Source organism: Kineosporia sp. NBRC 101677 (genome assembly GCF_030269265.1).
In the GTDB taxonomy this organism is placed as follows: domain Bacteria; phylum Actinomycetota; class Actinomycetes; order Actinomycetales; family Kineosporiaceae; genus Kineosporia; species Kineosporia rhizophila.
Map to the genome: position 1 here is coordinate 311,752 of NZ_BSTA01000005.1, position 22,127 is coordinate 333,878.

Below are 22,127 nucleotides of genomic sequence, written 5' to 3' on the forward strand. Positions count from 1 at the left end.
CACAGTCCTTCTCCCTGGCCGGGGCCCTGAACCGCGCGCTGGGCGACGCCCTGGCCGAGGACGAGCGCGTGGTGGTCCTCGGTGAGGACGTGGGGCCGCTGGGCGGCGTGTTCCGGGTCACCGACGGCCTGGCCGCGCGTTTCGGCGACACCCGGGTGTGGGACACGCCGCTGGCCGAGTCCGGCATCGTGGGCACCGCCATCGGCATGGCCATGAACGGCCTGCGTCCCGTGGTCGAGATGCAGTTCGACGCCTTCGCCTACCCCGCGTTCGAGCAGATCACCAGCCACCTCGCCAAGATGCACAACCGAACCAGAGGACGAGTGGCCCTGCCCATGGTGGTCAGGATCCCCTACGGCGGTGGCATCGGTGGGGTCGAACACCACTGCGACTCCTCCGAGGTCTACTACACCCACACCGCCGGCCTGCGCGTGGTCACCTGCTCCACCCCCGGCGACGGCTACCGGTTGCTCCGCCAGGCCATCGACTGCCCCGACCCGGTGATCTTCCTCGAACCCAAACGCCGCTACTGGGCCAAGGAGACCACCGAGCTCACCACCGACGGCCCCTCGATCGGGCAGGCCCAGATCGTGCGGCCGGGCCGGGACGTCACGGTCATCACCTACGGCGGCACCGTGGCCACCGCGCTGGAGGCCGCCACGGCAGGCGCCGAGGAGGGCTACGACCTGGAAGTCGTCGACCTGCGCAGCCTGAACCCGTTCGACGACGAGACCGTCACCGCCAGCGTGCGCCGCACCGGCCGCGCCGTCGTCGTGCACGAGGCCGGAGGCTTCTGCGGCTACGGCGCCGAGGTCGCCGCCCGCCTCACCGAGCAGTGCTTCCACCACCTGGCCGCACCGATCCTGCGCGTCACCGGATTCGACATCCCCTACCCGCCACCCAAACTGGAGGCCCACCACCTGCCCAGCCCCGACCGGATCCTCGACGCCGTGAGCCGCCTGCAGTGGGAGGACGAGAATGCCTGACTTCCTGCTGCCCGACCTGGGCGAGGGCCTGACCGAGGCGGAGATCGTGGGCTGGCTGGTGCAGGTCGGCGACGAGGTCACCATCGACCAGCCGGTGGTGGAGGTGGAGACCGCGAAAGCCTCGGTGGAGGTACCGGTCCCGTTCGCCGGCACCGTCACGGTGCTGCACGCCGAACCCGGGGTGATGCTGCCCGTCGGCGCACCACTCATCAGCGTGGCCGAGAAGGGAGCCGACGAGGCGCTGGGGAGAGCCGGCACCGAGGCTGGTGGTGACAGCGGTGCTCACCACCGGGACCACGGCAGCAGCGGCAGCAGCGGCGGCACCGTTGTCGAGGGCAGCAGTATCGGCTGGGCCAGCGGGATCACCGGGACCGAGCAGGCCAACAGGGCTGGCCAGGCCGCCGGGGTCAACAGGATCGGGGAGGCTGACAACGCCGACAGGATCGGCGAAGCCGAGATCGGCTCGATGGGCGGACTACGCGAACCCGGCATCGAGATCGCCCCGCCCCAGCCCACAAGCACCGGCACAGACCCTGGCGAAGGCACCGGCGAAAGCGTCGGCGGAGGCACCGGCGCCGGTGAGGCGAGCGGCAACGTGCTGATCGGTTACGGCACGCCGGCTACCGCCCGAACCCGGCGCCGCAGGCCGATCCGGACCGGCTGGGCCGCGCCCGGAACGAGAACACCAGACCTCGACGGACGGCTCGAGCCCACCCTGAATGAACCGGGCAACCAGCCGGGCACGGAGCAACGGCCTGGGCGAAAGCCTGAGCGACGACTGGAGCCGGGGCAGGAGCCACGACCTGAGCCGGCGCCGGGACATGCGAACAGCACTGTTGTGCGCGTCATCTCGCCCCTGGCCCGCCGGATCGCTCGCGAGGCCCAGCTCGACCTGCGACTGGTCACCGGCAGCGGACCGGACGGCCTGATCATGCGCGCCGACATCCGTCGTGCCCTCGAGGAACGTGGTGCGGACGCCCGGGCAACCAGCCGGTCCGCTGACCTCTCCGAGCAGGGGGTTCGCAGCGGCGTGGGTGCACCCGCCGAATATGCCGAGCCTGCTGCACATTCACGGTCCGCGGCACATTCACGCCCCACTGCCGACGCACGAGCCACTGTCGACGCTGGACCCGTTACCGACTCGCAGGCCACCACCCACTCACGGCCCGCTGCTGACTCGCAGCGCGCACTGAGGAGCGGGCCCGCAGACCCGGCCGACGACGTCCTCGGGTTTGACCGCCTGCCCCTCACCGGCGTCCGTCGTTTCGCTGCGGAGAAGTTCTCCCGTTCCCGCCGTGAGATCCCCGAAGCCACCATCTGGGTCGACGCCGACGCCACACCGTTCCTGGCCGCTCGCAGCGCCCTGAACAGCTCCGCCCACAACGCCGCCGGCAGCAGCCAGCGGTCAGGCGGGGCGCCGGCCCACTGGGCGTCCCCGGCCCAGCCGGTCAGCCTCGTCGCCCTGCTGGCCCGGTTCGTGGTGGCCGGCCTGCGCCGCTTCCCCGAGCTCAACGCCACCGTCGAGGACGGCGAGATCCACCGTCATCACGCCGTCCACCTGGGCTTCGCCGCCCAGACCGACCGGGGGCTGGTGGTGCCGGTCGTGCGTCACGCCGACCGGCTCACCACTCGGGAGCTGGCCGCCGCCCTGCAGCAGAAGACCGCGGCCGCCCGCGACGGCCGGATCACTCCGGCCGATCTGACCGGCGGCACGTTCACGGTCAACAACTACGGGGTGTTCGGCACCGACGGGGCCGCGGCGATCATCAACCATCCCGAGGCCGCCATCCTGGGCATCGGGCGCATCGTCGACCGGCCGTGGGTGCTCGAGGGGCAACTGGCCGTGCGGAAGGTCACCCAGCTGACGCTGAGCTTCGACCACCGGGTCTGCGACGGGGCCACCGCGGGTGGGCTGCTGCGGTTCGTCGCCGACTGCGTGGAGAACCCGGTCACCGCCCTCGGCGACCTCTGAACCCCGGCCCGGCCCTCGGCCGTCGCAGCCCGCCCACCCCCGACGGAGGCGAAACCTGATGAGATGAACAGGCATTCATGCATTTCGGCCCGCCTTGCCGCCACCGCCACCGGTGATCTAGGTTGACGAGGCCGTGGTGCTCGGGAATTCCGGTGCAGGACCGGAGCGGCCCTCGCCACTGTGATCGGGAAGGTGCCGGTTCGCGTAGTCCGAATCGGGCGCCACTGGGCCCGGCACGACGCCCCGACGAGCTCGTCGAGGTGGCGCGCAGGCCTGGGAAGGTGCACCGGCAGCGTTCGACCCGAGAGCCAGGAGACCGGCCACGGCACTGTTTCGCAACCACGAGGTGCTGGAGGCGGTCCGTTCCATGGACCCTGCACGTTCTGCCAAGACGATCACGACGCTGATCGGGGCGACAATCGTCCTTTCACTGGCCGCCTGCGGCGGTGGCTCCGACGACCAGGCCGCAAGCGGCTCGGGAGAACGCAAGACGCTGCGCTACGCGTACGCCTTCACTCCGGTCGCCGCGCTCAGCCCCTACAGCGACGACGCGGTGACCAGCTACGGCGTGGGCGCCACGGAGACGCTGGTCAAGCTCGACGCCTCCGGTGCGCCGGCCGCCTCACTGGCCACCGGCTGGGAGCAGACCGACCCCGCCACCTGGGAACTCACCCTGCGGGACGGAGTGAAGTTCCAGGACGGAACCGCGATGAACGCCGAGGCCGTCGCTGCGTCCCTGACCAACGCCGCCGAGGCCGAGCCCGCCCCCCGCGCCCTGTCCGGCACCGAGCTGACCGTGAGCGCCGTCGGCGAGAACGCGGTGAGGATCGTCACCAAGACCCCCGACCCGGTGCTCGTCCAGCGCCTCACCTCCCCCGAGCTGGCCATCCTGGCCGAGAAGGCCTACGCCGACCCGGCCTCGCCCTCGGTGGTCGGCACGGGCACCGGCCCGTACACGATGACCGCCCTGAACGGCACCACCTCGGCCGACCTGAGCGCGAACCCGGCCTACTGGGGCGGCGAGCCGGCGCTGGCCGGGATCGAACTGAGCTTCGTGGCCGACGGCGACCAACGGGCCTCGGCGCTGCGGGCCGGGCAGACCGACCTGGCCCAGGCCCTGCCCGCCGACCAGCTCGAGCCGGTCGGGGCCGAGAACGTGCTGGCCGTGCCGCTGCCCCGCACCGTCTCGGTGCACCTGATCCAGAGCTCCCCGGTGTTCTCCGACCCCGGCAAGCGCGAACTGGCCCGCGAGGCGATCGAGGGCCTCGACCTGGCCGGCACCATCTACGCCGGGGCCGCCGACCCGGCCCAGGGCCTGTTCTCCACGGTTTCCACCTGGGCGCAGAACCGCCCGGCCCCCACCTACCCGCAGGCCGAGCCGTGGGGCGCGAGCCAGACCCCGAAGCAGATCACCCTGGCCACCTTCGCCGACCGGCCGGAGCTGGCCGAGATCGCCACCGTCGTGGCCGACCAGTGGCGCAAGGCCGGCTTCGACGTCAAGACGGTGGTGCAGGAGTACAACCAGATGGAGTCCGACTACCTCAAGGGCACCTACGACGCGGTGATCATGAGCCGCTCCTACGGCCAGGACACCGCCGACCCGATCAGCTACCTGCAGGCCGACTTCGGCTGTGAAGGCGGCTACAACCTCAGCCGGTACTGCGACCAGGACCTGGACCAGGATCTCGCCGAGGCCGCCGGGCAGGCCGACGTCGAGACCCGCAACCAGGCCGCCGTGGCCGCCGAGCACACGGTGCTCTCCCAGGTCGCCGTCATCCCGCTGATCCACGACCGCACCCAGTTCGGTGTCGCCGACGGCCTCACCGGCCTGGCCGCCGACCCGTGGGAGCGCGCCGTGATCACCGCCGCGACCGAGCTGGACGACTGACCGCGAACCTGGGCAGCAACCTGGGCAGTCACCTGCGTACCGGGGGCCGATTCGTCCGCGCGGCCCCCGGTACGGTCGGGGCGTTCCTGCTGCTTCTGCTCGTCGTCGCGGCACTTCCCTGGCTGCGCGGCGAAGACCCGGCCCAGACCGTGCTGCGGGTGCGCTACACCGCCCGAGGCGACGACCCGCAGGCCGTCGAGGCGCTGCGCCGGCAACTTGACCTGCCGTCCAACCCGTTCTCCGGTGTCCTGAATTGGCTGCTCAACGCCCTGCGGGGAGACTTCGGCACCAGCTGGGTCAGCAGTCAGCCCGTCGACGACCTGGTGCGCCCAGCGCTGAGCACCTCCCTGACGCTGGCCGGAACTGCCTTGGTGATCGCCGTACTGGTCGCCGGTCTTCTGCTGACCCCTGCCCTGGAACAACGACCGTCCAGAACAGCCCGGCTGCTCACAGGCCCGGTCCCGGCAGCACTCGCAGCCCTGCCGGAAGTAGTGCTCGCCGTCAGCGGGGTCCTGCTTTTCGCCGTCACCTGGAACGTGCTGCCCGTCTTCGGCTGGAACGGCCCGGCGAGCGCGGTTCTCCCGGGTCTGGCTCTGGGACTGCCCGCCGGCGGGCTGCTGGCCAGGATGCTCACGGCCACGGCAGAGCAGACCCTGTCTGACCCCTGGGTGCGCAGCTGGCGGGCGAGCGGGCTGGACCGGCGTCCCCTACGGCGGGCTGTGGTGCGGCGTCTGGTCGCGATGGGAGCGCCGCAGATCGTGGTGGTCGGCATGTCGATCGTGGGCTCGTCGGTCGCGGTGGAGAAGGTGTTCTCCATCCCCGGCGCGGGCACGCTCGCCCTCGACGCCGTCCTCGCCGAAGACCTGCCCGTCGTTCAGGCAGTGCTCGCCAGTTTCGTGATGGTCGGGCTGGCCGCTGCGGCGGTAGCTGCGGCAGTGCACCGGGCACTCGCCGTGCCCGAGGCGGAGCGCACCATCGGGGTAGCCGCCCAGTTGGGGTCAGGGAACTATGGACGTCGGCGCTGGGCAGCCGTCGCACTGCTCACTCTGTTGGTTCTCACCATCGCGGGCGGCCTCTTCCGCGACGGCACCGTGACCGATCTGTCGTTGCGCCTGGCCTCTCCCAGTCTGGCGCACCCCTTCGGCGCCGACGCCGTGGGGCACGACCAGTGGGGACGGCTGGCCGAGGGCACCCTGCTGACCGTCTCGCTGGCCGCCGGGATCTCCGCCCTGGCCCTGCTCATCGGTGCGCTGGTTGGAACGGTGGGGGGCCTGACCCGCTCGGGTTCTGCCCCGGGCGCCTTGGACGTACTGGCCACGGTGCCCGCGAACCTGGCCGGTCTGCTGGTGGCCGCCGCTCTGGGTCCTGGCCTGGCCGGGGCGTGCCTGGCGGTGCTCCTGGTCGCATGGGTTCCCCTGGCCGTGCACGCCCGAACCCTGACCGCAGAAACCCGCTCCGCGGGTTACATCAGCGCCGCCGTCCTCGCCGGCGCCACCCCATGGCGTCTCCTGCGAGTGCACATCCTGCCCGCCGTACTTTCTCCCCTGCTGCGCCACGCCCTGGTCCGCCTGCCCGCGGCCGCCCTGGGCATCGCGGGCCTGAGCTTCCTGGGACTCGGCGCCGACCCCGACCGCCCCGAACTGGGCGCCATGCTCGCCGCCGGCGTCGGATACCTCTCCAGCGCCCCCTGGCTGGTCATCGGCCCGGCCGGCGTACTCGTGATCCTGGCCGTCCTCACCAGTTCCGACCGCCCCGAACGCTGACCCGCCAGCGCTGAAGAGCGAAGCATCAGAACGGGATGCGCACAGCCACCAGCAGCCCGAGAACCAGAACGAGCACGGCGAGCACCAGAGACTCCACCCGTATCCCGGCACGGCGCCTCCGCTGCGGGAACACACGAACCCCGAGACGCGGCACACCTACACGCGGCAGAGTAGGCAGCCCCAGCCTGGGTGCGGAGGGAAGTCCGAGACGCGGCAAGGGAGGAAGACCCAGCCGGGGAAGGCGGATACGCCGACGCCGACGTGAACTCGGCCGACCCCCAGCGCCAGCGGAAGAGAAGATAGGCCGGAATGGAGCTGCAGCCGGGCCCGGATTAGGCGGTGAGCCAGCCGCGGCCGAGGCACCAGGCGGGCCAGACGTGTCCGCTGCAAAGCCCCCCGCGGCGCTGCCCGACGCAAAGGCCCCCGCCGCGCGGACCGGTGCAGAATCCCTCACCGCGCCGTCCCGTGCCGAAGCGCCCGCCGCATCGTCCCGCGAAAAAGCCCCCGAGGGGCCGTCCGCCGGAAAGCCCCCTGCTGCGCTATCCGGCGAAAAGGCCCCCGCCGCGCTATCCGGCGCAGAAGCTCTAGCCGCGCTATCCGGCGCAGACGCCCCCGCAACGCCACCCGAAGCAAAGGTCGCCCGAGCGCCGCCCGCCGAAGACGCCCCATCCTCATCGCCCGCAGATGCAGACGCCGAAGGCGCAGCAGCCGATCCAGACGCGGCCCCAGGAGGCGAAAAGGCCTCCTCCGAGCCCGCCGATCCGGCCGCCGAAGCAGCCCGCCGCGCGGCATCCGCCTGCAATCGCTGTTCCCGCCGCCTCGCTACCTCAGCTCGGCTGACCTCCAGGAGAGTCTGTTCCGCAGTAGGCGGCCCCGACGCCCACTCGCGACGCCCCTCACCGTCACGTTCCCACTGCTGACGCGCCTGACCCCCAGCCCAACGCGCACTGTCGCCGCGCCGATCGTCTGTAGGTTCGGCGGTTTCACCCCACGGAGCCGCAACCCGCGGCGCCTGCCAACCAGCCCGGCTACCCCGGCCGTCCCGCTGCTGCCGTTCAGCCCACTCCGCCGCCCGCTCGGCCATCCGTTCCTGGGCAACCGTCCGGAACGACCCCGTCCCCGGAGAAGTACGGGGCGGAGAATCGGGCACGACCGGCGCCAGGACCCGACCCCACTGCGGATCGTCCCGGCGCCGGTCGAACACGAACCGCTCGTACTCGCTGCGATGGCGGGTGAGCCAGCGATGGGCGATGGAGACGTGCTGCGCCTCCTGCGGGTCGCCCTGGCCACCGCCCAGGTCCGGGTGCAGTTCGCGCATGCGCCGGCGGTAGGCCTTGTTGACCTCCTCCCGCCCAGCCGTCTCGAACACACCCAGCACCTGGTAGGCGCTACGGCCGTCGAGCTCGTGGAAGCGGGCTGAGATCACCCGCCAAGCGTCTCACCGAACAGGTCGAGCATCGCCCGCCAGCTACGCCGGTCCGCCTTCTCCCGGTACACCGGCAGCCCCGGCAGCGTGAAGGCGTGCGGCGCACCGGCATACGTGGTGATGGTCCAGTCCAGGTCCTCGCGGGTACGCATCTCCTCCTGGAACTTCACCACCGCCTCGTCGGGCACCACCGGGTCAGCACCGCCGGTCAGGATCAGCAACGGGCCGGTGATCTTGTCGACGTCGGCCGGCTCGTGCGAGATGAGCCCACCGTGGAACGAGACCGTGGCCGCGAGCGGGGCTCCCGTACGGGCGAACTCCAGAGCAGCGCTACCCCCGAAGCAGTAACCGATCACCGCGATACGGGCGTTGTCGGTGCGGGGGTCCAGCACCACCCAGTCGTACGCCGCACCCACCCGGGCGCGCAGCAGCGGCAGGTCCCCGTAGTACTTGCCCGCCTCGGCCTCGCAGTCCTCCTGCTTCTCGAACCGGCGGCCCTTGCCGTACACGTCGGCGCAGAACACCAGGTAGCCGAGCCGGGCCAGCATGTGGGCGCGGGCCTTGGGGTAGTCGCCGAGGCCGTGCCAGTCGTGCACGAGGACGATCGTGGGCTTCGGGCCGGGGACGGCGGCGTCGTGCACGAGGAACCCCTCGAGCGGCGCGCCGTCGTGGTCGTAGTTGACCACCTCCTCCTCGATCCGCGAGTCCGGTCCCAGCGGCACGCGGTCGACGAGCTCGGCGTGGACGGGGGAAAAGTCGGTCACTCCAGGACTCCCTGTTCGAGAACGGGCCGGACAACGACCTTGAGGACGCCGGTGGCCACCGACGGCCCCCCAGGTCACCGGCGGGCGTTTGGTTGCTTTCTCAACAATACTGGCCCGGCCTCGACCGGCGACTCAGCACCCGTCAGTCACCCAGCCGGTCACGTCGATCCGGATGTACGTCTCGCGCAGTCCGCTCAGGTGCGAACGCATCGCCCGGCGGGCACCCCGGCTGTTGCCCTCGCGCACCTGCTGCAGGATCTCCTCGTGCTCGCAGGCCACCCGGCCCCAGAAGTCCGGGCCCGGCTCGTCGCGGTGGAAACGCTCACGCAGCACGGTGAAGACCGGCCGGGCCATCATCTCCAGCAGCGGATTGCCCGAGGCCCGCAGCAGCAACAGGTGGAAGCTGCTGTTCATGTGCAGGCGCTGCGGGTCCTTCGCCTCGGCCAGGCCGGTGACGCTGAGCTGCAACTGCTGCAGGTCGTCCTCGGTGCGCCGCCGCGCGGCCAGTTCGGCCGCGGGAACCTCCAGCTGCGAGCGCATCTCCAGCAGGTGCCCGGCGCTGACCCGGCCCCGTGAGAGCAGGGTCAGCGAGGTCTCCAGGTGGCCGACCACGTCGTCGGGCGAGGGTTCGGCCACGAAGGTGCCGCCGTTCACGCCCCGCGCCGAGGTCAGCAGCTTCTGGGCGGAGAGCACCCGCAGGGCCTCGCGCAGAGTTCCCCGGCTGACCCCCATCCGTGCAGTCAGCTCCCCCTCGGCGGGCAGCCGGTCGCCGGGCCGCAGGTGCCCGTCCACGATCATCCGGCGCAGTTCCCCGGCCACACGCTCGTACTCCAGCGGACGCGGGCCGGTGGGGGCGGACATGCGGGCAACCGTACCGAAGACCGACAAGTCGACCGCGGTGCCCAACCGACCGCAGCCCAGCCACCCCAATCCCGCACCGCCGCACCGGCGAGCAGGCGAGGGTCAGACCGAGGCGTCGGGAAACGCGATGACCGACAGGAACCGGATCGGCACCTCGACCAGATCGACCGGCCCGTGCGCCCCCTCACCGTCGATGACCAGCGAGTCGCCCGGGCGCAGCCGGTAGACCGCCCGGCTGTGCGCGTAGTCCATCTCGCCCTCGAGCATGTACAGGAACTCGGTGCCCGGGTGCTGGAACAGCGGGTACTCCTGGCTCTTGCTGGTCAGCGTCACGTGCAGACACTCCAGCCGCTTGTGCTCGCCCCGCAGCGCCCCCAGCTGGTGGTACTCGTGCCCGGCCCGTGAGCCGTGCCGCACGATCGGGGTTCCTTGCCCGGCCTGCACGTACGAGGCCGGGCGCTCGGTCTCGGCCCCGCGCAGCAGCGAGGTCACCGGCACGTCCAGCCCCCGGGCCAGCATGGCCAGGGTGCTCAGGCTGCACGAGGTCTGGGCGTTCTCGATCTTCGACATCATCGCCTTCGAGATGCCCACCCGCACCGCCATGTCGGCCACCGTCAGCCCCATCTGCTGCCGCAACCGGCGCACGTTGCGGGCGATCGCGGCCTCCAGCTCCAGCTCCTCCGGCGGCTCCGAAGGATCCCGGTCACGGGCGATCCCGGACTCGTTACGGATCAGCGCAGCAGGCGCCGGCTCAGCAGAGGGCAGCCCGGCGCGGGTCAGCGGTACATCAGACACGACAGCCACCCTCCCACGACGCCTGCCCGCCCACCCTCAGGGCGCCACCACCAGCGCCGGCCCGGACCAAAACGCTCAGAACGCGCGCCCCGGGATCCATTCCGTACCGGCCAGCGGAACCCGCGCCATCGCCGCGGCCTCGATGGTGACCGCCACCAGGTCTTCGGGTTCCAGGTGCCGCACGTGCGCCTTGCCGCAGGCCCGGGCGATGGTCTGCGCCTCCAGGGTCAGCACCCGCAGGTAGTTGGCCAGCCGCCGGCCGCCCTCCACCGGGTCGAGCCGCTGCTCCAGCTGCGGGTCCTGCGTGCTGATCCCGGCCGGGTCGCGCCCGTCCTGGTAGTCGTCGTAGAAACCGGCCGCACTGCCGAGCTTCTCGTACTCGGCGGCCCAGCGCGGGTGGTTGTCGCCCAGGGCCACCAGCGCGGCCGTGCCGATCGCCACCGCGTCGGCCCCCAGCGCCAGGGCCTTGGCCACGTCGGCGCCGGTGCGGATGCCGCCCGAGACGATCAGCTGCACCCCATCAGCTCTGCGGTGCACCCCCAGCTCCTGCAGCGCCTGCACCGCCTGCGGAACGGCGGCCAACGTGGGGATGCCCACGTGCTCGATGAACACGTCCTGCGTGGCGGCGGTGCCACCCTGCATGCCGTCCACCACCACCACGTCGGCGCCCGCGTGCACCGCCAGCTTCACGTCGTAGTAGGTGCGACTGGCGCCGACCTTGACGTAGACCGGTTTCTCCCAGTCGGTGATCTCCCGCAGCTCGAGGATCTTGATGGTCAGGTCGTCGGGCCCGGTCCAGTCCGGGTGCCGGCTGGCGCTGCGCTGGTCGATGCCCTGCGGCAGGGTGCGCATACCGGCCACCCGCTCGGAGATCTTCTGCCCCAGCAGCATGCCGCCCCCGCCGGGCTTGGCCCCCTGCCCGAGCACGATCTCGATCGCGTCGGCCTTGCGCAGGTCGTCGGGGTTCATCCCGTAGCGGCTGGGCAGGTACTGGTAGACCAGGTGTTTCGACTGGCCCCGCTCCTCCGGCGTCATCCCGCCGTCACCGGTGGTGGTGGAGGTGCCGACCTCGGAGGCCCCCCGCCCCAGCGCCTCCTTGGCCCGCCCGGACAGAGCCCCGAACGACATGCCCGCGATGGTCACCGGGATGTCCAGGTGCAGCGGGTACTTGGCGTTGCGCCCGCCGAGCACCACGTCGGTGCCGCAGCGCTCGCGGTAGCCCTCCAGCGGGTAGCGGGACATGCTGGCGCCCAGGAAGAGCAGGTCGTCGAAGTGCGGCAGGGCCCGTTTGGCCCCCCAGCCGCGGATGTCGTACACCCCGGTCTCGGCTGCCCGCTGGATGCCGGCGATGGTGGCCCGGTCGAACGTGGCGGACTCGCGCAGCCCCAGCCGGGCCCGGTCGTCGTGGCTGAAAGTCATGACGGAGAGCCCTTCTCAGTAACTGGCCGAGTTGGCGGCCTGGAAGTGGTACAGCCTGCGGGCGGAGCCGTAGCGGGTGTAGCCGGCCGGGTCGTCCCCCTCGAACCCGGCGGCCTTCAGCAGCCCCGCGAGCTCTTCGACGTGCTCGGCCCGCATCTCCTTGGCCACGCAGTCGGCCCCCAGCGAGGCCACGGAACCCCGCACGTACAGGCGGGCCTCGTAGATCGAGTCGCCCAGGCCGTCTCCCGCGTCCCCCCGGACCACCAGCCGCCCCGCCTGGGCCATGAATGCGCTGCCGTGCCCCACGTTGCCGCCCACCACGATGTCGGCCCCCTTCATCGAGATGCCGCAGCGCGCGGCCGCATCGCCCTCCACGACCAGCAGGCCGCCGTGCGCGGTGGCTCCGGCCGACTGCGAGGCGTTGCCCCTGACCACCACCGTGCCGCTCATCATGTTCTCGGCCACGCCGGTGCCGGCGTTGCCCTCGATGACCACGCTCGCCCGCTGGTTCATACCGGCCGCGTAGTAGCCCACGTGCCCTCGGATCGTCACACTCACTGAACACGTCAGACCCACGGCCAGGTTGTGTGCCCCGGCCGGATTCTCCACGAGAAAATCGCCGGACAGGCCGGGCGCGTGCAGCGCGGCGTTCACCTCCCGCAGTGGCGTGCGGGCCAGGTCGAAGGTCAGCGGGTCCACGCGTACACCACCTCGGGCTCGGGCTCCCAGATCCGGGCGTCGGCGACCCCCGGCAGACCCGACAGGGCCCGGTACTCGCTGGCCATCGCCACCCAGGCCTCGGTCTCGGCGATCACCGCGGGCTTGCAGGCGATGGCGTCGCGCACCACCGCGAAGCTGTCGGAGTTGGAGACCAGCAGCGTGTAGAAGCCGTCGAAGGTGGCACACAGCTCCTTCAGCGCGCTCTGCACGTCACGGCCCTGTTCCAGCTGGTGGGCCACGAACCGGGCGCCCACCTCGGTGTCGTTCTCGCTGTCGAAACGCACCCCGGCGGCCCGCAGCTCACGGCGGATCGTGGCGTGGTTGGAGAACGAGCCGTTGTGCACCAGGCACTGTTCCGGGCCGACCGCGTAGGGGTGGGCGCCGGAGGGGGTGACGGCCGACTCGGTGGCCATCCGGGTGTGCCCCACGCCCTGCCAGCCCTGAGCCTTCTCCAGCTGCCAGGTGGCCGCGAGCGCACGCGGGTGCCCCACCCCCTTCAGCACGGTCAGATCGGAACCGAACCCCGCGACCAGAGCGTCCGGGCGCACCGCCCGCACTGCCGCCAGGAGCTCCTCCGAGGCGACCGGTGCCGTCAGCAGCGTGGTGTCACCCAACCGCTCGACCGAGACCAACGGGACCACAGATCCGAGCCGCGCCGTGACCGCCTCAGCCAGCCCTGACTCGTCCTCAGACAGTAGGGAAACGCAACTGTGCCCCTCAGGTGACCAGACCGGGTCGCCGTAGACCGCTACCCCCGCCGAATCCTGCCCCCTGTCTTCCATCTCGCAGAGCATGCCGGTGAGCAGCTCCCCGAGCCGGGGGTAGAGCGTTTCGTCCCGCAGGTGAAGACCTACGATTCCGCACATCAGATCAACCTCCTTGCAACCACTTTCAGAACGCCGTCAGGTAACGCTCGTGCTCCCACGCACCCACCGCGGAGTGCCATTCGTAGAACTCGCTGGTCTTCAGTTCGGCGAAGTACTCGGCCACCCCCTCACCCACGCTGTCCAGCGCACCGGTGATCACCGGATCGGCGCGGAACTCGTCCACCGCGTGCAGCAGCGTCAGCGGTAGCGCCGCCGAGTCGGGCCCTGTGCCTACGGCGCCGAGCGTGAGGTTGCGCTTGATCCCGTCCAGCCCGGCCGCGAGGGCAGCGGCCACGGCGAGATAGGGGTTGGCCGACCCGTCCGCACCCCGCAGTTCGATGCGCTGCTCGTCCGGCACGCGCACGTAGTGGGTGCGGTCATTGCCGCCGTACGTAGGACGGCTGGGGGCCCACGAAGCTCCGGACGCGGTGGCGGTGGCCCGCGTGCGCTTGTAGGAGTTGACCGTCGGCGCGATCACCGCCTGCAGTGCGCAGGCATGCTCCAGGATGCCGGCCACGAACGCGTACGCGGTGGGTGAGAGACCCAGCCCGTTCGCGTCGTCCACGCCCTCACCCGCCGGGAAGACCGTGCTGCCCCCGCTGGTCAGCGAGAGATGCAGGTGCAGCCCGGTGCCGGTCTTGTCGGCGAAGGGCTTGGGCATGAACGTGGCGATCATGCCCTTCTCGGCCGCCAGCACCGACAGCAGGTACCGCAGGGTGATCACCCGGTCGGCCGTGGTCAGCGCGTCGGCGTAGTCGAAGTTCTGCTCGAACTGGCCGTTGCCGTCCTCGTGGTCGTTGGCGTAGTTGCCCCAGCCCAGCGCGTTCATCGCGGCGCTGATCGTGGTCAGGTGCTCGTACATCCGGGTCACGCCCCGCGCGTCGTAGCAGGGCTGCGCCGCGGTGTCGTGCGGGTCGGCCGGCACCAGCCCGGATGCGTCTCTGCGCAGCAGGAAGTACTCGACCTCGGCGCCCACGTGGGGCTCGAACCCGGCGTCGGCGGCCCGCTGGACCAGCGACTTCAGGATCACCCGGGGCGCGAAGGGCCAGGGCCGGCCGTTCACGTGCGGATCACAGTGGACGATCGCCAGCCCCTCCCGCACGAACGGCACCGGAGTGAACGAGGCCGGGTCGGGAACGGCGATCAGATCCGGGTCGCGCGGCTGCTGGCCGATCGCCCCGACCGCGTAACCGGCGAAGCCCACGCCCTCCTTCTCCAGCTGGGCCACCGACCGGACCGGCACCAGCTTGGCGCACGGCTTGCCGTTCAGGTCCACGAACAGGGCCAGGACGAACCTCGTGCCGCTGCGCTCACACTGCTCGGCCAGGCTCCCGGGCTCTGAGGTCATCGCATTCTCCGCTCCACTGATCCACCGAGAGGAACCGCTGTTTCCAGTCAGTGAACCCGAGCATTGTTGCAGACCCATTACCAGCAGATGCCAGCCCGGACGCCCCTGCCGCAAAACGCCGGACGCGCCCGCCCCCACCGGGGACGAGCGCGTCGCAGCAGGAAGCAGAAGGAAGCAGCCTCAGCAGGCCTTGTACACGTACGCCTTCTGGCCCTTGGGCACCAGTTTCAGGTCACGTCGGACCACGGACAGCTTGGAGCCGAACTCCTCGCAGGTCTTGGCGAAGGCCTTCTTGGTGTACTCGATCACGATGACGTGGCGGCCGTAGACCTTGGTGTAGGCACCGCACTCGTCGTAGCGGCCGCACTCCTCGGTCACGGCGAAGTCGAACCCGGCCTTCTTGCCCTGCTTACCGAGCTCGACCGTGTTCTTCTGCCCGATCGCCAGGCCCGCCTTGTGCGCGCGGGCGGCCAGCAGCTTGCCGAACGCCACCGCCTGGGCCCTGGTCAGCAGGTCCTGCGAGCGGGTGTAGGAGTCCAGGTTGTCGGGCTCGACGGCCTGGAAGCCCTTGGCCGCGCACCCGTCGAACCACTTGCCCACGATCCCGGCCAGCTTCTTGCGCTTGCTCTTGGTCGAGATGTCGAGGATGAGCTCGTCCCACGCGCCGTCCACCACGTAATCACCGTCCGCGTCCTTCAGCAGCAGCTCGGGGTGGTTCTTCTTCCACCAGCCGGCTTCCTGGGGCTGGGCCTGGAAACCGTTGACGTAGCAGATGTTGTACTTACCCTTGACCGGTTTGGCCTCACGGTCACGGGTGAGCACGGTGACCCCGGCCGGCGGCTTGTAGGCGCCGCCCAGCTGGTAGTCGGCCTTGCCGTTGACCGGCGGGAGCTGGATCTTCTTCTTGGCAGTGGCGGCGGCAGGGGCGGCGGCAGTGGCGGCGGCAGCAGCGACCGGTTTCGGCGCGGCGCCGGCGTCCTGGCTACCGACAACGACGTAGGCGACAGCGCTCAGCGCGGCCGCCAGTGCGACAAGGGCGGCGAGCGGCTTGCTCGCCTTCGAGTTCAGGGAAGGCACCCGGTCACCCTTCCGGATCTGATCAGCGCAGGTCAACCTGGGGATGCCCGCCAGGAATGACAGAAATTCAGGGGACACAAGGACCGCGCGCCCCGGAGACTGCGCGGCATGCACATCCGTCTGGCCCGCCCCGATGACCTGCCGCTGCTCCCCGACGTGGAACGCGCCGCCGGGGAGTCGTTCCGGGCAATCGGCATGCCGCAGATCGCCGACGACGAGCCCCTGAGCCTGGAGGAACTGGCGGCCTACCAGGAGCACGGCCGGGCGTGGGTGGCCGAGTGGGACCCCCCAGCAGATTTGAGGACGTCGGTGGGCACCGATTCCGTCGCGGCGGGGGCTTACCTGCTGATGGACGTGGTGGACGAGCGATGGCACATCGAGCAGGTGACGGTGCACCCGCGGGCCGCCCGCCGGGGTGTCGGCGCCGCCCTGATCGAGCACCTCGCCAGAGAGGCTGCAGGCACCGCGCTGACCCTGACCACCTTCGCCGACGTGCCCTGGAACGCCCCCTACTACCGGCGTCTGGGCTTCACCGACTTCGCCGAGCCCGGCCCGGAACTACGCCGGATCCGCCGCCGGGAGGCCGAACACGGCCTGGACCGCTGGCCTCGCCTCTGCATGATCCGCACCAAGTAGCCGCAGCACCTCACGCGTCGTAGAGCGCCGGCCGCGGCCCCGGGTCCACCTCCACCACACCGCCGTAGGTCAGCGAGCGCACCCCCGCCTCGGCCGCGGCCTGCGCCACGTAGCCGTCCCAGGCGCTGGGCCCGGTGGCGGTGCCGGCGGCCGCGGCCAGCGCCCAGGCGCCCAGCTCGGCCCGGTAGGCGTCGGCGAAGTGGGCCACGAAGTCGCTGCGCACCACCCGCCCCTCGATGCCCGCGATCCGCGACGACACCGGCGAGGAGGCGGCCAGCGACAGGGTGCCGAGCGTGCCCACCGCCTCGCACCGCACGTCGTACCCGTAGCCGGCGTTCACGAACACCTCGACGCTGGCCATCACCCCGTTGCGCAGCCAGACCGTGGCCAGCTGGGGGTCACGGAAGCCCTGGCGCACCGGCGACTCCACCCGGATCGCCGCGATCGGCGACTGCACCAGCCAGGGAAGGATGTCCAGCTCGTGCACCATCGAGCCGGTGATCAGGCCCGCGTCGTCGGTGCTGGTGGCGTTGGAGGCGTTGCGGTGCACGGCGTGGATCAGCCGCACCTGCCCCACCGACCCCTCCCCGACGGCCCGGCGCAGGTCGGCGAAGCCCGGGTCGTAGCGGCGCATGAACCCGACCTGCACCAGACGCCGCCCCACCCGCTGCTCGGCCTCCACCACCTGCCAGGCGTCGGCCGCGCTCACCGCCAGGGGCTTCTCGCACAACACCGGCCGGCCCGCCCCCAGGCAGGCCACGGTCAGCCCGGCGTGGGTGAAGTCGGGCGAGGCGATCACCACCGCGTCCACTTCACCGATGAGCTCGTCGGCGGCCCCGGCCACCCGGGCCCCGGCCGGTTGCGCGGCCGCGGCCGCCCGCTCGGCGTCCGGGTCGAAGACCGCGGTGACCCGGGCCGCCGGCACGCTGCTGGTGATCGTGCGCACGTGATCGGCGCCCATCGCCCCGGCGCCGATCACCCCGACGCGCAGTACCGGGTTCACGGCGCCTCCAGGTGGGTGCGCTGCCGGGCCCGGCCGCGCTCGTACACCTCGCGGGCGGAACGGGTGGACTCCAGTGCCGAGACCTCGGCCACCGGCACGTCCCACCAGGAACCGCTGTCCGGGCCGGGCTGCAGCGGGTCGGTCTCGACGTGGATCACCGTTGTGCGGGTGGACTTCTGAGCGGCCCGCAGCGCCTCGTGCAGCCCGGCCCGGTCGGCCACGGCGATCACGTCGGCTCCCAGACTGGCCGCATTGGCAGCCAGATCGACCGGCAGCCGCTCACCGTCCAGTTCACCGCTCAGCCCGGAGCGGTACCGGTAGCTGGTGCCGAACCGTTGCCCGCCCACCGATTCCGAGAGGGCGCCGATCGAAGCGAAGCCGTGGTTCTGCACCAGGACCACGATGAGCTTCACCCCCTCGGCCACGGCGGTGACCAGTTCGCTGGACATCATCAGATAGCTGCCGTCGCCGACCAGCACGTACACGTCCCGCTCAGGCCCTCGCCCGTCAGCGGCCTCCTCGAGCGCGGCCAGCTTCACGCCCAGGCCCCCGGCGATCTCGTAACCCATGCAGGAATAGCCGTACTCGACGTGGTAGCCCTTACGGTCCCGGGTGCGCCACAGCTTGTGCAGGTCTCCGGGCATCGACCCGGCCGCGCACACCATCACGTCGTGCGGCGCGGAGAGCTCGTTCACCGCGCCGATCACCGCGGACTGGCTCAGCAGCGGGGCACTTTCGTGCGCGTACGCCCGGCCCACCACCGCATCCCACTCGCCCGCCAGCTCGGTGGCGCGGCCCGACCAGGCCGCGTCGGCCGTCCATTCGCCCACAGTTGCACTCAGAGCCAGCAACCCTTCCCGGGCATCAGCCACCAGCGACACCGCCGAGAGCTTCGCGGTATCGAACCCGGACACGTTCAGATTGACGAAACGCACTCCAGGGAAGGCGAATGCGGTGCGGGAGGCGGTGGTGAAGTCGCTGTAGCGGGTACCGACGCCGATGATCAGGTCGGCCTCGGCCGCGAGCTGGTTGGCCGCGGTGGTGCCGGTGGCCCCCACCGCCCCCACCGAGAGCGGGTGGTCGTAGGGCAGGGCGCCCTTGCCCGCCTGGGTCTCGGCCACCGGCACGCCGGTGGCCTCGGCGAAAGCCCGCAGGGCGGCCTCGGCCCGGCTGTAGATGACCCCACCACCAGCAATGAGCAACGGTTTTCGGGCAGATTTGAGGACGTCGGTGGCCCGCTTGAGCGCGGAGGGCTCGGGTACCGGCCGGGGCACCGGCCAGACCCGCGGGGCGAACAGTTCCTCGGGCCAGTCGTGAGCCTCGGCCTGCACGTCCTGGGGCAGGGCCAGGGTGACGGCCCCGGTGCGGGCCGGGTCGGTGAGCACCCGCAGAGCCTGCAGCAGGGCCGCCGGCAGCTGCTCCGGGCGGTGCACCCGGTCGAAGTAGGCGCTGACCGGGCGGAACGCGTCGTTGACGGAGATGTCGCCCTGACTGTCGCTCTCCAGTTGCTGCAGTACCGGCTCGGCCGTCCGGGTGGCGAACGTGTCGCCCGGCAGCAGCAGCACCGGCAGCCGGTTGATCGTGGCCAGGGCCGCCCCGGTGACCATGTTGGTGGCCCCCGGCCCGATCGAGGAGGTGACCACGTGCGCGGCCAGCCGGTCGCGGTGACGGGCGTACCCGACGGCCGCGTGCACCATCGCCTGCTCGTTGCGCCCCTGCCGATACTTGAGGACGCCCGGCTCGCCCGAGCGGGCCCGTTCCAGCAGAGCCTGCCCGACCCCGGCCACATTGCCGTGCCCGAAGATGCCCCAGCAGGCGGTGAAGAACGGATGACGTTCACCGTCGCGCTCGACCTGCTGCACCTCCAGGAAGCGCAGCGCCGCCTGCGCCACCGTCAGCCGCACACTCATCGCCGGCCTCCCGCGATCGGTAGCCGAGGGTCTACCGGCTGCTGCGCCCAGGACCGGCGCACCCAGGCGTGCTCGGGGTCGTCACTGATCAGCCAGGCCCGCTGCGGGCCCGGACCGGCCATCACGTTCAGGTAGTAGAGATCGTGACCGGGCGCCGCGATCGAGGGCCCGTGCCAGCCGTGCGGGATCAGCACCGCATCCCCCGAGCGCACCTCCGCCAGCACGTCGATCCCCGGCCCGTAGACCCGCTGATACGCCAGACCCGCCGCCCCACCGGGACCTTCGGCGATCTCGTAGTAGTAGATCTCCTCCAGCCGCGTCTCTCCCGGCCGCTCCTCGTCGTGCTTGTGCGGCGGCCACGACGACCAGTTGCCGCCCGGGGTGATCACCTCACAGGCAATGATCCGATCGGCCTCCAGCACCCCGGGCACCGCGAAGTTGTGCACCTGCCGGCTGGCCACCCCAGCCCCACGCAGCTCCACCGGAACCTGCTCGGCGGCCAGACGAACCGGGGCGAGGCGCCGCTCGCACACCGCCGAGCAGATCGCAAAACGTCCTCCCTCAGAGGAGTTCACCGTCAGCGTGGAATCACGTGGGGCGTAGATCACATCGCTCGGCCCTGCGAACACACCGGGACGTCCGAGGAGATCGAGACTCACCTCGTCGTCAATCGTGATCGTGGCCGAACCGCCCAAGGACAGGATGACCACCTCGGCAACCCCGCACACCACCCGGCCCGACGTGCCCGGGGCGAGCTCGAGGATCCGTAGCCCGGAACGCTGCCACCCCGCCGATTCGGACGTGATCTGCAGCGGCTCCTCGCCCCCGCGCAGCACGTAACGTTCTCTGTCAGAAAGGCTCACAGCAGACTCACCGTCGCATCCACGGCCGCCTCCACGTCGCCGTCGGGCGGGAACAGCAGCGAGCGCCCGACCACCATGCCCCGCACCGAGGCGCTGGCCAGCGCCTTGGACCAGGCGGCGAGCTGGGCGGGCTGGTCGTCGGCGACCTCACCCCCGAGCAGCAGCACCGGCAGGGACGTGGCCGCGGCGACCGCCTCCATGTCCTGCACCACGGGTAGTTTCAGCCAGGTGTAGGCCGAGGTGGACCCCAGACCGGCGGCTACCGTGGCCGCGCGCACCACGGCCTCGGTGGACAGGTCGTTGCGCACCCGCCCGTCGCCGCCCCGGGCCGCCACGAACGGCTCTACCAGGGCCACGAGTTCGCGCTCGGCGAGCTCCTGCACCGCCTGCGCGCACGCCTGCAGCGTGGGTGAGGTGGCCCGGTCGTCCGGGTCGATCCGCAGCAGCATCTTGCCGCCCTGCAGCCCGGCCGCGGCGATCCGGGCCGCGTCGTAGCCGGTGAACCGGTCGTCGATCTCGAACACGGTGCCGGCCAGACCACCACGGTTCATCGAGCCCAGCACGACCTTGCCCTCCAGCGCACCGAGCAGCAGCAGCTCCTCGACCACGTCGGCGGTGCCGAGCACCCCGTCGACCCCGGGCCGGGCCAGCGCCCGCACGATCCGGTCCAGCAGCGCCGCCCGGTCTCCCATCGCCAGCGGATCGGCCCCGGCCCGCAGGCTTCCCCGGGCCGGATGGTCGGCCGCGATCAGCAGCAGCCGCCCGGTCTGCCCGCGCAGCCCGTCCGGCCGAACCCGATCCTGGGCCGCGCGGGAGATGCGCCCGGGGTCCTCGGCCCGCACCCGCACGATCCGGGCCAGATCCTCTGAGGTGACCGATCGGCGGCTCATCGGCTCGCCGCCGCGTACGCCTGCAGCTGCTGCAGGTCGGGCATGGCGTCGGCGCAGGCCAGCTGCCCGGCCACGTAGGAACCGGCGGCGTTCGCCAGGACCAGGGTGCTGCGCAGGTCATTGCCGTCGAGCAGGCCGTGCACGAGCGCCCCGCCGAAGGCGTCGCCCGCGCCCAGGCCGTTGACCACCTGTACCGGGTGCGGGGGCACGACCACGCGTTCGCCGGTGGAGCGGCGGCTGCCCAGCACACCCGCCGGGCCCTGCTTCACCACGGCCAGCTCGACGCCGGCGTCGTGCAGGGCCTTCGCCGCGGCCTCGGGCGCCGACTCCCCCACCGCCACCCGGCACTCCTCCTGGTTGCCCACCGCCACCGTGACGTAGGGAAGGACGGCGGCGATCTGCCGGGCCGCGGCCCCCTCCGACGACCAGAACGAGCGCCGGAAGTCGAGGTCGAGCACGGTGATGGCGCCCGGTGGGCGGGCCTGCAGCGCGGCCAGCGTGGCCTCCCGGCTGGGTGAGCGGGACAGGCCGGTGCCGGTCACCCAGAACACCCGGGCGGCGCGGACCCGGTCCAGATCCACCTCGTCCGGGCCGATCTCCAGGTCGGGGGCCTTGGGGAAACGGTAGAAGTAGAGCGGGAAGTCGTCGGGCGGGAAGATCTCGCAGAACACCACCGGCGTGGGCAGGTGCGCCACCTCGCGCACGAACCGGTCGTCCACACCGAAGCCGCGCAGGGCCCGGCGTACGAAACGGCCGAACGGGTCGGCCCCGACGCCGGTGACCACGGCGCTGCGGCGGCCCAGCCGGGCCGCGGCCACCGCGACGTTGGTGGCGCTGCCGCCGAGGAACCTGGCGAAGGTGCTCACCTCGTCGAGCGGCACGCCGGACTGCTGGGGATACAGGTCGACGCTGACCCGGCCCATCGTGATCAGGTCGAAAG

General features: G+C 71.6%; 19 protein-coding genes and 1 riboswitch. Of the genes, 5 read left to right on the top strand and 14 right to left on the bottom strand.

What is annotated here, in order from left to right:
* The first annotated feature begins 14 nt into the window (after positions 1-14).
* The 4 genes from QSK18_RS17435 (at position 15) to QSK18_RS17450 (ending at position 6,609) form a co-directional block, all read left to right on the top strand.
* The gene (locus tag QSK18_RS17435; protein ID WP_502894208.1) at positions 15-986 is read left to right on the top strand and encodes an alpha-ketoacid dehydrogenase subunit beta; all 972 of its coding nucleotides are present in this window, start codon (positions 15-17) and stop codon (positions 984-986) included.
* Positions 979-2,958 (top strand): dihydrolipoamide acetyltransferase family protein, encoded by a 1,980-nt coding sequence (locus QSK18_RS17440; RefSeq protein ID WP_232814184.1) that lies wholly within the window; start codon positions 979-981, stop codon positions 2,956-2,958. The genes QSK18_RS17435 and QSK18_RS17440 overlap by 8 nt, the downstream gene beginning before the upstream one ends.
* A 117-nt stretch (positions 2,959-3,075) precedes the next feature.
* A riboswitch (cobalamin riboswitch) is annotated at positions 3,076-3,297 on the top strand.
* Positions 3,298-3,325: 28 nt separating this feature from the next.
* Positions 3,326-4,846 (top strand): ABC transporter substrate-binding protein, encoded by a 1,521-nt coding sequence (locus QSK18_RS17445; protein WP_285620415.1) that lies wholly within the window; start codon positions 3,326-3,328, stop codon positions 4,844-4,846.
* Positions 4,801-6,609, top strand: coding sequence for an ABC transporter permease subunit (locus QSK18_RS17450; protein ID WP_285620418.1), 1,809 nt, complete (start codon positions 4,801-4,803; stop codon positions 6,607-6,609). The genes QSK18_RS17445 and QSK18_RS17450 overlap by 46 nt, the downstream gene beginning before the upstream one ends.
* A 25-nt stretch (positions 6,610-6,634) precedes the next feature.
* On the opposite strand, the gene QSK18_RS35975 is transcribed toward QSK18_RS17450, so the two are convergent.
* From QSK18_RS35975 to QSK18_RS17495, 9 genes are all read right to left on the bottom strand, one after another.
* A complete protein-coding gene (locus QSK18_RS35975) occupies positions 6,635-8,035 on the bottom strand; it encodes a DnaJ domain-containing protein (protein ID WP_352396574.1) in 1,401 nt (466 codons plus the stop codon).
* A complete protein-coding gene (locus tag QSK18_RS17460) occupies positions 8,032-8,799 on the bottom strand; it encodes a dienelactone hydrolase family protein (protein WP_232812067.1) in 768 nt (255 codons plus the stop codon). The genes QSK18_RS35975 and QSK18_RS17460 overlap by 4 nt, the downstream gene beginning before the upstream one ends.
* A 132-nt stretch (positions 8,800-8,931) precedes the next feature.
* On the bottom strand, positions 8,932-9,660 hold the full coding sequence (locus QSK18_RS17465; protein ID WP_285620438.1) for a FadR/GntR family transcriptional regulator: 729 nt from the start codon (positions 9,658-9,660) through the stop codon (positions 8,932-8,934).
* A 102-nt stretch (positions 9,661-9,762) separates the two neighbouring features.
* Positions 9,763-10,455, bottom strand: a complete 693-nt coding sequence (locus QSK18_RS17470; protein WP_285620448.1) for a helix-turn-helix domain-containing protein — start codon at positions 10,453-10,455, stop codon at positions 9,763-9,765.
* Positions 10,456-10,530: 75 nt separating this feature from the next.
* Complete coding sequence (locus QSK18_RS17475) at positions 10,531-11,874, bottom strand: FMN-binding glutamate synthase family protein (RefSeq protein WP_285620451.1); 1,344 nt, start codon at positions 11,872-11,874, stop codon at positions 10,531-10,533.
* Between the two features lie 15 nt (positions 11,875-11,889).
* Positions 11,890-12,573: a hypothetical protein gene (locus tag QSK18_RS17480; protein WP_285620453.1), complete on the bottom strand. Its 684-nt coding sequence runs from the start codon at positions 12,571-12,573 to the stop codon at positions 11,890-11,892.
* Entirely contained in the window at positions 12,561-13,460 is a 900-nt protein-coding gene (locus QSK18_RS17485; RefSeq protein ID WP_232812072.1) for a class II glutamine amidotransferase domain-containing protein, read from the bottom strand. Before QSK18_RS17485 ends, QSK18_RS17480 begins: the two co-directional genes overlap by 13 nt.
* Before the next feature lie 25 nt (positions 13,461-13,485).
* The gene (gene glnT / locus QSK18_RS17490) at positions 13,486-14,808 is read right to left on the bottom strand and encodes a type III glutamate--ammonia ligase (protein WP_285620457.1); all 1,323 of its coding nucleotides are present in this window, start codon (positions 14,806-14,808) and stop codon (positions 13,486-13,488) included.
* 180 nt (positions 14,809-14,988) lie between these two features.
* Positions 14,989-15,876 (bottom strand): endo alpha-1,4 polygalactosaminidase, encoded by an 888-nt coding sequence (locus QSK18_RS17495; RefSeq protein ID WP_502894209.1) that lies wholly within the window; start codon positions 15,874-15,876, stop codon positions 14,989-14,991.
* A 117-nt stretch (positions 15,877-15,993) separates the two neighbouring features.
* Between QSK18_RS17495 and QSK18_RS17500 the strand changes: the two genes are divergently transcribed.
* Positions 15,994-16,521, top strand: a complete 528-nt coding sequence (locus QSK18_RS17500) for a GNAT family N-acetyltransferase (RefSeq protein WP_285620463.1) — start codon at positions 15,994-15,996, stop codon at positions 16,519-16,521.
* A 10-nt stretch (positions 16,522-16,531) separates the two neighbouring features.
* Here QSK18_RS17500 and QSK18_RS17505 read toward each other — a convergent pair whose 3' ends face one another.
* From QSK18_RS17505 to iolC, 5 genes are read right to left on the bottom strand one after another with little or no spacing between them, the layout of a single operon-like run.
* Complete coding sequence (locus QSK18_RS17505) at positions 16,532-17,524, bottom strand: Gfo/Idh/MocA family protein (protein WP_285620466.1); 993 nt, start codon at positions 17,522-17,524, stop codon at positions 16,532-16,534.
* The gene (iolD, locus tag QSK18_RS17510) at positions 17,521-19,434 is read right to left on the bottom strand and encodes a 3D-(3,5/4)-trihydroxycyclohexane-1,2-dione acylhydrolase (decyclizing) (RefSeq protein WP_285620469.1); all 1,914 of its coding nucleotides are present in this window, start codon (positions 19,432-19,434) and stop codon (positions 17,521-17,523) included. Before iolD ends, QSK18_RS17505 begins: the two co-directional genes overlap by 4 nt.
* The gene (gene iolB, locus QSK18_RS17515) at positions 19,431-20,297 is read right to left on the bottom strand and encodes a 5-deoxy-glucuronate isomerase (protein ID WP_285620473.1); all 867 of its coding nucleotides are present in this window, start codon (positions 20,295-20,297) and stop codon (positions 19,431-19,433) included. The genes iolD and iolB overlap by 4 nt, the downstream gene beginning before the upstream one ends.
* Positions 20,294-21,187: a Cgl0159 family (beta/alpha)8-fold protein gene (locus tag QSK18_RS17520; protein WP_285620476.1), complete on the bottom strand. Its 894-nt coding sequence runs from the start codon at positions 21,185-21,187 to the stop codon at positions 20,294-20,296. The genes iolB and QSK18_RS17520 overlap by 4 nt, the downstream gene beginning before the upstream one ends.
* Positions 21,184-22,110, bottom strand: coding sequence for a 5-dehydro-2-deoxygluconokinase (gene iolC / locus QSK18_RS17525; RefSeq protein ID WP_352396582.1), 927 nt, complete (start codon positions 22,108-22,110; stop codon positions 21,184-21,186). Before iolC ends, QSK18_RS17520 begins: the two co-directional genes overlap by 4 nt.
* Between the last annotated feature and the right edge of the window lie 17 nt (positions 22,111-22,127).

What these genes read in the sequence shown, in the direction of transcription:
- QSK18_RS17440 (WP_232814184.1), top strand. Translation starts at nt 979, where the DNA reads ATGCCTGACTTCCTGCTGCCCGACCTGGGCGAGGGCCTGACCGAGGCG.
- QSK18_RS17445 (WP_285620415.1), top strand. Translation starts at nt 3,326, where the DNA reads ATGGACCCTGCACGTTCTGCCAAGACGATCACGACGCTGATCGGGGCG.
- QSK18_RS17465 (WP_285620438.1), bottom strand. Translation starts at nt 9,660, where the DNA reads ATGTCCGCCCCCACCGGCCCGCGTCCGCTGGAGTACGAGCGTGTGGCC.
- QSK18_RS17475 (WP_285620451.1), bottom strand. Translation starts at nt 11,874, where the DNA reads ATGACTTTCAGCCACGACGACCGGGCCCGGCTGGGGCTGCGCGAGTCC.
- QSK18_RS17485 (WP_232812072.1), bottom strand. Translation starts at nt 13,460, where the DNA reads ATGTGCGGAATCGTAGGTCTTCACCTGCGGGACGAAACGCTCTACCCC.
- glnT (WP_285620457.1), bottom strand. Translation starts at nt 14,808, where the DNA reads ATGACCTCAGAGCCCGGGAGCCTGGCCGAGCAGTGTGAGCGCAGCGGC.
- QSK18_RS17500 (WP_285620463.1), top strand. Translation starts at nt 15,994, where the DNA reads ATGCACATCCGTCTGGCCCGCCCCGATGACCTGCCGCTGCTCCCCGAC.
- iolD (WP_285620469.1), bottom strand. Translation starts at nt 19,434, where the DNA reads ATGAGTGTGCGGCTGACGGTGGCGCAGGCGGCGCTGCGCTTCCTGGAG.
- QSK18_RS17520 (WP_285620476.1), bottom strand. Translation starts at nt 21,187, where the DNA reads ATGAGCCGCCGATCGGTCACCTCAGAGGATCTGGCCCGGATCGTGCGG.
- iolC (WP_352396582.1), bottom strand. Translation starts at nt 22,110, where the DNA reads ATGGGCCGGGTCAGCGTCGACCTGTATCCCCAGCAGTCCGGCGTGCCG.